Source organism: Streptomyces sp. NPDC056527, from assembly GCF_042794475.1.
In the GTDB taxonomy this organism is placed as follows: Bacteria; Actinomycetota; Actinomycetes; order Streptomycetales; family Streptomycetaceae; genus Streptomyces.
This window is the reverse complement of sequence record NZ_JBHTTQ010000033.1, coordinates 24,872-36,385: the sequence shown is the minus strand read 5'-3', so window position 1 is coordinate 36,385 and position 11,514 is coordinate 24,872. Positions and strand designations below refer to the sequence as shown.

Here is an 11,514-nt window from a genome sequence, read left to right as displayed (position 1 = left end):
GTAAGTAGGCGCACCGAAGGTGAAAGGGTGACGAGAGGAGTCAGCGACGACGCGCGATGGCCGCGAGCTCGTCCGCGAGCCGGCGCACCGCCGCCTCGGGCGTCTGGTGCTGCGCCATCGCGTCATGCGCCACGGCCTGCACGGCGAGGCTCACCTGCTCGTAGTGCGGGCTCTTGGGGCGCGGCGCCGCGGCGAGCACACTCGCCCGTAGCGCGGGCAGATACGGGAAGCGGGCCACGAGCGCCGGATCCTCGTACAGGGCCTGCCGCACCGGAGGCAGGGCGCCCTCGCTCAGGACACGGCGCTGCACCCGCTCGCTCGTGAGGTACGCGATCAGGTCGCGCGCCGACTCGGGGTGCCGGGCCTGGCTGCTCACGGCCAGATTGGAGCCGCCCAGCACGCTCGCGCCCGGCCCTCCGGGGCCCGGCAGCGGCACGGCGCCGAACTTCCCCGCGACTCTCGACTGAGCGCCGGAGGCGCCGGCGTACGCGTAAGGCCAGTTGCGCAGGAAGAGCAGCCGGCCGTCCTGGAACGCCTGCCGGGACTCCTCCTCCTTGTACGTCAGGGCTTCCTTCGGTATCCAGCCGTCCCGCACGCCGCCGGCGAGGAACCCCAGCCCCTCACGAGCGGCCGCGGAGTCGACCGTGACCCGCTCGCCCTCGTCGCCGAGGACCGTTCCGCCCGCCGAGTACACCGCCTCGGCGGCGTTGACCGTCAGCCCCTCGTACGGCAGGAACTGGCCCGCGTACCCACCCAGGCCGTGTTTCGGGGCGATGGTGCGGGCCTGGCGCTCCAGCTCCGCCCACGTCCGCGGCGGACGCTCGCCCTCGCGGTCGAGCACGTCCTTGCGGTAGAAGAGCATCCCGGCATTCGTCACATACGGGACCGCGTACAGCCGCCCGTCATACGTCGCGGTGTCCACCACCGGCGGCAGGAAGCTTTCCAGCGGGAACCGGCCCCGCTCCAGCGGCGCGATCCACCCCGTAGCGGCGAATTCCGACGTCCACGCGACATCGATGTTGAGCAGATCGAACCTGCCCTCGCCCGACCTCAGATCCGTGATCATCTGGGCCCGGGTCTCGTCGGCCGAATCCGGCAGCTCGACGAGGGTGACCTTCTCGGCCGGATGCGCCCGGTTCCAGCCGTCCAGGACCGAGCCGAGATAACCGGTGAGATCACCGGCCGTGGCCAGCGTCATGGGGCCGCGCCCGCCGTCGCGTTCCGCGCTGCCCGACGGGGCGCCGGAGGCCATGTAACCCGTCAGTACGACCGCGAGAACCAGGAATCCCCTACCCGCGGCCCGTATCCACCGCATAGGTTCCTCCCAGAGCGCCGCGCCGTACACCTTCGTCCAGCAACAGGGCATGTATACCCGTTAGGCATGGGCGATACTAGAGCCCTCATCACAACGGGAGCACGCAGAGGGAGGACAGTACGGGTGCGTCATCCCCTCCTCGCCCTCCTGGCCAGGGGCCCCGCCCACGGCTACGAGCTCAAGCAGGACCTTGAGCAACTGCTGGGCGCCGCGTACCCTCCCACCAACGTCGGTCAGATCTACGTCACGCTCGGCCGGCTGGAGAAGTCCGGGCTGATCGAGGGCGAGGAGATCGCCCAGGAGAGCCGGCCCAACAAGAAGATCTACCGCCTCACCGACGCCGGGCAGGAAGCACTGCGCGCCTGGTTCGACGAGACGGCGGACGAGCCGCGGGTACGGGACGAGTTCTTCATGAAGCTCGCCCTCGCCCCGCGCACGGGTCTCGCCGACCAGATCGCCCTCATCAACAAGCAGCGACGCGAATACCTCACCACCATGCGCAATCTGTCCAAGCTGGCCGCCGCCGAAGACCGGGACAACCGCATAGCCCACCTGCTGATAGAAGGCGCCATGCTGCACCTCCAGGCCGACCTCGACTGGCTGGAGCGCTGCCAGGAGGAGCTGGAGGAGCTGCAATGACGGACTCCGCCGTACCCGTGCCGCTGCTGCGCGCGGAGCGCATCGTCAAGACCCACCACAGTGAGGGCGCGCCCGCCCATGCCGTGCGCGGCGTCGACCTGACCGTACGGCGGGGCGAGTTCGTCGCCGTCACCGGTCCCTCCGGCGCCGGCAAGTCCACCCTGCTGCATCTGCTCGGCGGCCTCCAGCGTCCCGACAGCGGATCGCTCCTGCTCGACGGCGAGAGCACCGACAGCTGGTCCGAGGCCCGCTGGGCGGTGGAGCGGCGCCGTCGCATCGGCATCGTCTTCCAGTTCTTCAACCTCGTCTCCAACCTCAGCGTCGCCGACAACGTCGAACTGCCCGCCCTGCTGGCCGGCACCTCCGCCAAACGAGCCCGTGCCGAACGCGAGAAGCTCCTCGCCGAGCTGGGCCTCGAGAACAAGGCCCGCAGCATGCCCGGCGAGCTGTCCGGCGGCGAGCAGCAGCGCGTCGCCCTCGCCCGCGCCCTGGTCAACCAGCCGCGGCTGCTCCTCGCCGACGAACCGGCCGGCAGTCTCGACAGCAAGGGCACCCGCGAGGTGATGCGGCAGCTCGCCCGCTTCCACCAAGGCGGCCAGACCATCGTGCTCGTCACCCACGACGCACGGCTCGCCAGCGCCGCGGACCGGGTCATCAGCTTCTTCGACGGCCGGATAGCCGACGACGTCGACCTGGGCGGAACGCCGCCACGCGGCACCGGCCTCGCCGGCGTACTGGAACTGAAGGACTGACCCGTGCGGGCCATGCTGCGCTGGGCGCACGCCGATCTGCGCACCCACCGGGGCGAGGCGCTGTTCATGGTCGCCGCCACCACCGGGATCGTCGCCGCGCTGCTGCTGGCCACGGCGCTCTTCGGCTACGCCACCAACCCCTGGCAAAGGGTCTTCACCCAGTCCAGCGGCGCTCACGTGTGGATCCACACCGGCCCCGCCGCCGACACCGGCTCCCTCGCTGCCCTGGACGGCGTCGAGCAGCTCTCCGGCCCCTCCCGCACCGCGTCGGACACCGTCGTCTCCCGGGGCGCCCGCGCCGGCGTGGAACTGCGCGCCACCGGCACGGAGCCCCCGGTCACCGGCCGGCCCGTGCTGACGTCGGGCCGCTGGCTCGACGACGCCGTCCCCGACGGAGTCGTCCTGGAATCCGGCCTCGCCCGCGCACTGTGGGCCGAACCAGGCGACCGCCTCACCCTGCCGAGCGGCCGTACCCTGACCGTCCTCGGCGTCGCCGACAGCGCGGAGCCCCGCTACCGCGCCGGTGAGCGGCTCGGCACCGTCTGGGCCCTGCCGCACGCGGTGCCGAAGGAAGGCGGCGGCCAGGTCGTCGGACTGCGCCTCACCGACCCGGACGACACCGACTACGCCGTCCAGCGCTCCGTCACCACGCTCGGCGCCGGCGCCGTCACCGACGTCTCCACCTGGCAACAGGCCCGCGCCGAGGCGCAAGGCGACACCAAGCTGCTCGGTCAGGTCCTCGGACTCTTCGGACTCGGCGCGCTGATCGCCGCCGCCCTCGCGGTGTTCGGCGCCATCAGCACCCGGGTGCGCGGCCATCTGCGGGACATCTCCGTCCTCAAGGCCATCGGCTTCACACCCGGCCAGGTCGTACGCGTCTTCCTCGTCCAGCACCTCGCCTTCGCCGCACTCGGAGCGACCCTCGCCACGGCGGCCGTCCGGACGCTCGGCAACCGCCTGCCCGGCAGGCTCGGCGACGCCCTCGGCGTCTGGCAGGGGCTCGAAGGCCACACGGCGGCGCTGCTCGCCGTGCCCGTCACGGCGGTCCTGTTCATAGGAGCGGCCACCTGTCTCGCGGCGTGGCGGGCCGGACGCGTGGAGCCCGTACCCGTCGTCCCCGCCGCCACGGCACCGGGCCGGGGGTCTGCCCGTACGACGTCCGGGGGAGGACTGTCCCGCGCCGCCCGAGCCGCGCTCGGACTGCGCATGTCACCCACCCTGGTCCTCGGCTGGCACCGGGCCTTCGGCCGAGGTCGGCGCGCCCCGGCCACCATCGTCCGCCTCGCCCTGCCGCTGCTGCTGATCACCGTGGCGCTCAGCGCCTGGACCACCATCGAACGCTTCGACAGCCGCCCCGAACAGCTCGGCCACGCCGCCGCGCTCACCGCCCGCCCCGACGCGACGCTCACCGACCGCCGGGCCGCCGCGCTGTTGGCGGCCAACAGCGAGATCGCGGCAGCCCACCCCGGCCTGGAGGTCGCCGCACTCGTCCCCGGTCAGACCGGCACCATCGCCCTGCGCGGTCTCGGCACCCGCGACGAGCCCTACCCGTACACGATCGCCGAGGGACGCCCGGACCACGGCCCCGACGAGGCCGTGGCCGGCCAGGGCCTGCTCGACCTGCTGGACGTACGCGTCGGCGACTGGGTCCGCGTCACGGTCGGCGGCCACCCGCAGGTACTCCACCTCGTCGGCCGCAGCATCGAACCGGAGAACGGCGGCAGGGTCATCTCCACCTCGCTCGACACCCTGCGCGAGAACGACCCCGCGCTGAGCCCCACCCTCTACCAGCTCCGTCTCGAGCCCGGCGCCGACCCGCGCTCCGTCCGCGCCGAACTCGCCGACGCCTCCGGGGGCCACCTCGACATCCACGAGGTCACCACCCCCGCCGACCGGCTCTCCGCCCTGCGCGGTGTCGTCGTCGGCCTGATCGCCGTCCTCGCCCTGATCGGCCTGACCGAACTGTCCACGGCGATCGGCGGCAGCATCCGCGACGGCGAACGAGACCTGCTGGCCCTGAAGGCCATCGGCCTCTCCCCGCGCCAGATCACCGCCGTCACCGTGACGGCCATCGGCTGCACCGCGCTCGCCGCCACCCTTGCCGCGACGGCCCTCGGTGTTCCCTTCGCTCGCTGGCTGATCGACCGCGAGGCCCACACCACGGGCATCGGCTCCGGCATCGCGCAGGTTCTGCCCGCCGGATACCTCGCGGCCATGTGCGCTGCCGCCGTCCTCGGCGCGATCGCCCTGACGGCCCTCCCCGCGTCCCGCGCGGCCCACCGCCGCCTCGCGGACACCCTGACCGCGGTCAACTGACGTTCGCGAGGCGCGTCGCGGCGGTTCGGCGCGCGATGTCGTCACGCGTCGCGCCTCTGCAGGAGCAGGCCGCCGACCAGCAGCGCGGCCGCGGTCCACGTGGCGAGCACGGCCAGGCCGGCCCAGGGGCCGATGGGCAGCCCCGGCAGGTTGACGGTGGCCTGGACCGCGAGTCCGGCGGTCATCGGCGCGATCTGCTGAAGGTGCCGCTGCCACTCCGGATCGTGGACCACTTGGGCGACGACCGGGAAGAGGTACAGCAGCCCCAGTGTGATCCCGATGGCCGTCGCCGCCTCCCGTACCGCCGTTGCCACGCCGAGGCCGATCAACGCGATCAGGGCGAGGTAGAGAACCGAGCCCGCGGCCGCGCGCAGGGTCGGGCCGTCGGCCAGGGACAGCGGGGCGTAGCCGTGCGCCTCGGTGAATCCGTTGCCGGGCAGGATGTGGTGGCCGACGAGGAGGGAGATCAGGACCGCGATCGTTCCGCAGGCCAGGACGACCGCGGTGAGGACCGTCGCCTTGGCGGTGAGGACGGTGATCCTGTTCGGCACCGCCATGAGCGTGGTACGGATCATCCCCGTGCCGTACTCACCGCTGACGGCCAGAACCGCGAGGACGGCGATGACCGCCTGTCCGGCCGTGACTCCGGTCAGGGCGAGCCTGACGGCGTCCTGGCCGCACCCCGCGTCCGGGCACTTCACGGCCTTGGCGGTCCCGGAGCCGACGGCCACGGTCAACGCCACGGCGAGCATGAGCAGCCATCCCGTTCCCCCCGCGGTGCGCAGTTTCGTCCACTCCGCGCGCAGGGCGTGGCCGAAGTCCCCTCGGCCGCCTGCCGCCTTGCCGACGAGTGGTCCGTCGTCGAGGAGACTCATACGTCCCTCCCGCGCAGGCGCACCACGGCCAGGCCGAACGCGAGCGCGGCATAGCCGCACAGCACGGCGACGCCGGTCCACGGCGTGAGCGGGTAGTAGCCGGTCGACGGCTCGTAGACGCTGAGCACATGGGCGTAGTGCGGCAGGGTCTGCTGGACGGCGAAGCCCGCCGCCGGAGTCACGCGGAGCAGCCACTCCGAGACGCCCGGGGGCAGCACGCCCGAGGTGGCGAGGAGGAAGGGCAGCACGATCGACGCGATGACCAGGGCCACCGCCGTGGCGCTGCGCCGCAGCAGGGTCCCGACGCCGAGGGCGAGTACGGCCGCGGCGGCGCAGAGGAGTCCGGTGCCGGCCATGACGCGCAGTTCGGTCGCCGCCGGGACGGGGAAGACGTGGAAGCCTCTGCCGAGTGCGCTGCTCTTCCCGACGGGGATGGTGATCGCGGCGGCGACCAGGCCGATGGTGAACGCGACGCCGCCGGCCACCAGCGCCTTGGCACCGAGCACCCGGCCCCGTGGCGGGACTGCCGTCATGGTCGTACGGAGCAGGCCGTGCCGGTACTCGCCGGTGATGAACACCGTGCTCACGGCGATCACCACGAGGAGTCCGGCGAACGTGCCGACGAGGAAGTTCTCCACGGAGAAGCCGCCGCCCATGACGGGCCCGCCGACGACCGGCGCGATGTCGCCGGCCCCGGTCACGGTGAACCCGCCGCCGGTCCGGGTGAAGCCGCCCTTGATGGTGTTCGAGTAGCTGCCGGAGGTGCCCGCGTCGCCGCCGACCTGTGTGCCCCTCCACGCGCCAGGGGACCAACTGCCCGTCAGGAAAGGGGTACCGAAGGTGCCGGTCGCCGCGGCGGGGCTGAAGCCCGCGCCCGCGCCGGTCTCCCGCATCGCCTGTGGTGACGCCGCGAAGAACCCGGCTTGCACGGTGCGCGGAAGCCCGGGGACCTTCACGCTGTCGACTCTGCTCCAGTGGGAGCCGTCGGTGGAGACGTAGCCGGTGAGGCTGTCGCCGGAGCGGACCAGGCGCAGCCGCCGCGGGGAGTCCGCGGAGACCTTGCCGGGAGGGCCCGCCGTGTCATGGGTGAACTCGTACTGCATGCGCGCGCCGTGGCCGCCGGTGGCCATGACCGCCGCATACCGGGACCCCCGGGTGAGGCTCTCCTTCATGATGATCCCGGCCTTCGCCCAGGGCTGGGCGCCGGAGGCCGGCTCGCGGCCGATCCCGGTGTCGGCGGCTCCGGTCAGGGATCGCAGCTCGACGGTCAGGCTGCCGTCGCCGGTCAGCGTCCTGTGGACCAGGTAGAAGTTGTCGTTGACGGCTTCGCCCCCGGGACCCTTCGGGTACGAGGGGGTGCCGGTGCTGGTGCCGGAGCCTCCGGGCCCGGGCGCGGCCGTGCCGAGCAGGCCGACCACGATCGTCGCCAGGAGCGCTGCCGCCATGGCGAGGACCCAGCCGCGTACCGTACGGAACTTCGTCCACTCGGCGTGCAGCGCCGCGAGGAACCCGCCTCGCTCGACACGTCGCGTGGCCGGGGGGCGTGGGGTGAGGGTGGTCGTCATCGCGTGGCCTCTCCCGCGGCCATGCCCCGGTACTCCACCGCGTCCCGGGTCAGCTCCATATACGCCTGCTCCAGCGTCGCCCGATGCGCGGACACCTGCGAGAAGGGCACTCCGTTCCGGGCCAGCAGGGCCACGATCTCCTCGTCGGGCAGGCCCGTGACACCGAGGGTGTCGGGGCCGGCGGCGAGTACGGTGGCGCCCGCGCCCCGCAAGACCTGGGCGGCGCGCGGGGACGCGGAGGTACGCAGGACGACCCGGCCGCCGGACGCCTCGGCGAGCAGCTCGGACACGCTGGTGTCCGCCACGACCCGGCCGCGTCCGATCACCACGAGATGGTCCGCGGTGTCTTCGAGTTCGCTCATCAGGTGACTGGAGACCAGGACGGCGCGGCCCTGACGGGCGAGCGTCGCCAGGAAGCCCCGCATCCACACGATCCCGTCGGGGTCCAGGCCGTTGAACGGCTCGTCCAGCATGACCACCGGCGGGTCTCCGAGCAGCGCCGCCGCGATCCCCAGGCGCTGCCGCATGCCCAAGGAGAAGCCGCCCGCCTTGCGTCGGGCCGCCGAGCTCAAGCCGGCCTGCTCGACGACCTCGTCCACCCGCCGGGCCGGCACACCCTGCGAGTGGGCCAGCCACAGCAAGTGGTCACGGGCGGTGCGGCCGGGCTGCAACGCCGAGGCATCGAGCAGTGCCCCCACGTGCCGCAGCGGGCGCCGCAGGCTCCGGTACGGCACCCCGCCGACCAGGGCCGTGCCTTCGTCGGCCGCGTCCAGGCCCAGGACGACGCGCATCGTGGTCGACTTTCCCGCGCCGTTCGGGCCGACGAAGCCGGTGACCCGGCCCGGACGCACGGTGAACGTCATCCCGTCCAGGGCCTGTCGGGACCCGAACCGTTTACGCAGTCCGGCGACCTCGATGGTCGCCTCCGTGTCGTGGCTGCCGCCGACGGCGGCGCTCTCGTCTCTCATGGCCCCCACCCTGTGACGTCATCGGTTACAGGGGTCGAACGCGCGCTGTCATCTCGCTGTTAGGCGCCGCCGCTTAGCCTGGTCACAGGGTCTTGGCCGGGACGTCCCTGGTTCCGTCCCCCGAGAAGGGAGCATGCGGATGAGGTGGGGACCACCCCGATGGTTCACGGGCCCGACGGCCCGACTCGGCCCGCGCCGTGGCACCGCCCGCGTACGCTTCGCCGCCTTGTACGTCGCTCTGTTCCTGCTCTCCGGGACGGTGCTGCTCACCATCGCCGCCGTGGTGGCGTCCGGCGGATCGCGCTCCACCCAGGTCGCGCCCGGAGGCGACACGGGTCGGCCCACGACGGCGGTACAGGCCCAGGGCCGCGTAGAGCAGCTGGAGCAGGAACTGGCCCGGGCGCACGACACCCAGTCCAAGGAGATCCTGATCGGTTCCGCCATCGCGCTCGGTGTCATGACTGTGGTCTCGGTCGGTCTCGGCTGGTTCGTCGCCGGCCGGGTGCTGCGCCCGCTGCGCATGGTGACGGCGGCAACCCGCCGGATCACCGCCGAGAGCCTGCACGAGCGCCTGGCGATCGACGGCCCCCGCGACGAGGTGAAGGACCTCGCGGACACCATCGACGGCCTTCTCGGCCGTCTGGAGGGCTCCTTCGACGCTCAGCGTCTCTTCGTCGCCAACGCCTCCCACGAACTGCGCACCCCGCTCACCACGATGCGGGCATCCCTGGACGTGGCACTCGCCAAACCGGGCCCCGTACCCGACAGCACGGCCACCCTGGCCTCCCGTATGCGTACCGAACTCGACCAGGTGGACCGGTTGTTGGAGAGCTTCCTCGTTCTGGCGCGCACCCAGCACGGTGAGTTCACCGACACGGGACGGCTCCGCCTGGGCGAGGTCGTACGGGCCGCACTGACCGCGCGCGCCGAGGACATCGCGGCCAAGGGCCTGACGGTGAGCGATGAGGGGATCGGCGGCTCCGCCGGGGTGTGGGGCAGCCGGACACTCCTGCGTCGCCTGGCCGACAACGTGATCGACAACGCGATTGCGCACAACGAACCAGGAGGCTGGATCGGCGTCGAGGTACGGGACGAGGGGGACGACGGCAGCGCGGTGTCCCTCGTCGTCGAGTCCAGCGGCCCGGTCCTGGATCAGCGGCGGGTGGCGGACCTCGCGCGGCCCTTCCGCCGCCTCGGAGCCGACCGTACAGGCACCGGTCGGGGCAGTGGTCTCGGTCTCTCCATCGTCGCCGCCATCACCGAGGCTCACCGTGGTGCCTTGAGCCTCCACGCCCGCGCCGACGGCGGCCTGCGCGTCACCGTGACCATCCCCCGCACCGACGACGAGGCGGCAGAAGCCCCCGGCTCGCCGCACGGCACAGGCATGGAGGTGGCACGGTGAGAGTCCTGGTGGTCGAGGATGCCCGCTCCCTCGCCGAGGTGATCGCCGAGGGGCTGCGCGACCAGGGGATGGCCGTGGACCTGGCCCACGACGGGATCGACGCCGCGGCCAAACTGGACGTCAACGCCTACGACGTCGTCGTGCTCGACCGCGACCTGCCGGGCATCCACGGCGACACCCTCTGCCGGATGATCAGCGAGCGGGACGGCCGTGTGATGGTCCTGATGCTGACCGCGGCCGCCTCGCCCGGCGACCGCGTCAGCGGCTTGACCCTGGGTGCCGACGACTACCTCGCCAAGCCCTTCCATTTCCCCGAACTCGTCCTGCGCATCCGTTCTCTGGCCCGCCGCCGGCCCTCCGCCCGGTCCCGCACTCTGCGCGTGGCGGGCATCGAACTCGACCCGCTGCACCGCACAGCCGGCCGCGACGGCCGCCGGCTCAACCTCTCCGTCAAGGAGTTCGCGGTACTCGAAGCCCTCATGGACGCGAGCCCCGCCTTCCTCAGCGCGGAGGACCTCCTCGAACGGGTCTGGGACGAGCACGCCGACCCGTTCACCAACACCGTCACCGTGACCATCAGCCGCCTGCGCCGCAAACTCGGCGACCCCGTGGTCATCGCCACCACACCCGGCGTCGGCTACCGGATCGTCGACCCGGCCGACTGACTGGACGGCAGGCTCACTCACGGCCCAGCCCGCAGGCGGCCGTCCGGGTGCTTCCCGCCGTGGCTCACCGACCCGGAGCCGAGCCGGACCTAGCGTGCTGAGCACGTCTGTCTCCGGAAAGGGAGAAGAGAAACGTGCTCAAGGGCTTCAAGAACTTCCTCATGCGCGGCGACATCATCGTGATCGCCGTCGGTCTGGTCATCGCGCTGGCGTTCTCCACCCTGATCAAGGCGTTCACCGATTACGTCATCAACCCGATCGTCGCCCGGTTCCAGGGCGGTGACTCCGCCGGCCTCGGCTGGCAGCTCGGAGAGGAGGGCAACGCCGCGACGTACATCGACATCGGGGAGTTCATCTCGGCGCTGATCTACTTCCTCATCTTCGTGGCCGTCGTGTACTTCCTGATCGTCGTGCCGTACAAGCACTACCAGGCGCGCCGCGGCGTGACCGTCTTCGGCGAGCCGGGGCCGGTGAAGACCTGTCCGGCCTGTCTGGCCGAGGACATCCCCGAGGCCGCGACCAAGTGCCGCTACTGCACGAGCCAGCAGCCGTCCATGGGCGCGCTCGTCTGACCGGGCGGCCGTGCACGGGCGCGAAACGCGGATGCCGCGGGGGACCGTCGACGTTAGATTGACCCGTGTACGCGACGGGGGAGACAGCGCCCCGAGGGGGCGGGCGAAGCAGGGGGGCGACGCCGATGATGTTCGGGTACTCGGACCAGTGGTGGGCGCTGCTCATGCTTCCGACCTTGTTGTGGGTGCTGTTCGGGCCGTTCGCCATGGTTTCGCTGGGGGTGTGGTGCGCCTCGGCGCCAGGTCGGCGGCCTCGGCTCTGGTCGGTGCTGGTCCCGCTGATACCGGTGGTGACCTCGGCGATCCTCACGACCTTCCCACTCGGCAAGTGGGACCGGCCGCGGCGGGTGGACGGCGGTCTGGATCCGCCGGCGAACCTGGACGACTTCCTCGGCTACCTGGTCGTGTACATCGGTGGCATCACGGTGTTGCCCTGGCTGCTCGG

Annotated in this window: 10 protein-coding genes; 6 read left to right on the top strand and 4 right to left on the bottom strand. The window is 72.1% G+C overall.

Annotated elements, in window-relative coordinates:
• Positions 1-40: 40 nt before the first annotated feature.
• Positions 41-1,315, bottom strand: coding sequence for an ABC transporter substrate-binding protein (locus ACFQ7Q_RS18195; RefSeq protein ID WP_383555962.1), 1,275 nt, complete (start codon positions 1,313-1,315; stop codon positions 41-43).
• A 123-nt stretch (positions 1,316-1,438) separates the two neighbouring features.
• On the opposite strand from ACFQ7Q_RS18195, the gene ACFQ7Q_RS18190 reads away from it, so the two are divergent.
• Genes ACFQ7Q_RS18190 through ACFQ7Q_RS18180 form a run of 3 tightly spaced genes read left to right on the top strand, consistent with a single transcriptional unit; the run spans position 1,439 to position 5,022 of the window.
• The gene (locus tag ACFQ7Q_RS18190; RefSeq protein WP_362364795.1) at positions 1,439-1,954 is read left to right on the top strand and encodes a PadR family transcriptional regulator; all 516 of its coding nucleotides are present in this window, start codon (positions 1,439-1,441) and stop codon (positions 1,952-1,954) included.
• Positions 1,951-2,706 carry an ABC transporter ATP-binding protein gene (locus ACFQ7Q_RS18185; protein WP_383555958.1) on the top strand — a complete coding sequence of 252 codons (756 nt, stop codon included), beginning with the start codon at positions 1,951-1,953 and terminating at the stop codon, positions 2,704-2,706. Before ACFQ7Q_RS18190 ends, ACFQ7Q_RS18185 begins: the two co-directional genes overlap by 4 nt.
• Positions 2,707-2,709: 3 nt before the next feature.
• A complete protein-coding gene (locus tag ACFQ7Q_RS18180) occupies positions 2,710-5,022 on the top strand; it encodes an ABC transporter permease (RefSeq protein ID WP_383555955.1) in 2,313 nt (770 codons plus the stop codon).
• Between the two features lie 41 nt (positions 5,023-5,063).
• Here the strand turns inward: ACFQ7Q_RS18180 and ACFQ7Q_RS18175 are convergent, their stop codons facing one another.
• The 3 genes from ACFQ7Q_RS18175 to ACFQ7Q_RS18165 are packed head-to-tail and all read right to left on the bottom strand — an operon-like array spanning position 5,064 to position 8,430.
• Positions 5,064-5,897 carry an ABC transporter permease subunit gene (locus ACFQ7Q_RS18175; RefSeq protein WP_383555953.1) on the bottom strand — a complete coding sequence of 278 codons (834 nt, stop codon included), beginning with the start codon at positions 5,895-5,897 and terminating at the stop codon, positions 5,064-5,066.
• Entirely contained in the window at positions 5,894-7,462 is a 1,569-nt protein-coding gene (locus ACFQ7Q_RS18170) for a hypothetical protein (protein WP_383555951.1), read from the bottom strand. Before ACFQ7Q_RS18170 ends, ACFQ7Q_RS18175 begins: the two co-directional genes overlap by 4 nt.
• A complete protein-coding gene (locus tag ACFQ7Q_RS18165) occupies positions 7,459-8,430 on the bottom strand; it encodes an ABC transporter ATP-binding protein (RefSeq protein WP_383555949.1) in 972 nt (323 codons plus the stop codon). The genes ACFQ7Q_RS18170 and ACFQ7Q_RS18165 overlap by 4 nt, the downstream gene beginning before the upstream one ends.
• 226 nt (positions 8,431-8,656) lie before the next feature.
• On the opposite strand from ACFQ7Q_RS18165, the gene ACFQ7Q_RS18160 reads away from it, so the two are divergent.
• The 3 genes from ACFQ7Q_RS18160 (at position 8,657) to ACFQ7Q_RS18150 (ending at position 11,069) form a co-directional block, all read left to right on the top strand.
• Positions 8,657-9,832, top strand: coding sequence for an ATP-binding protein (locus ACFQ7Q_RS18160; RefSeq protein ID WP_383555946.1), 1,176 nt, complete (start codon positions 8,657-8,659; stop codon positions 9,830-9,832).
• Positions 9,829-10,497 carry a response regulator transcription factor gene (locus tag ACFQ7Q_RS18155; RefSeq protein ID WP_383555943.1) on the top strand — a complete coding sequence of 223 codons (669 nt, stop codon included), beginning with the start codon at positions 9,829-9,831 and terminating at the stop codon, positions 10,495-10,497. Before ACFQ7Q_RS18160 ends, ACFQ7Q_RS18155 begins: the two co-directional genes overlap by 4 nt.
• Before the next feature lie 134 nt (positions 10,498-10,631).
• Positions 10,632-11,069, top strand: a complete 438-nt coding sequence (locus ACFQ7Q_RS18150) for an MscL family protein (RefSeq protein ID WP_383555940.1) — start codon at positions 10,632-10,634, stop codon at positions 11,067-11,069.
• Positions 11,070-11,514: the final 445 nt, after the last annotated feature.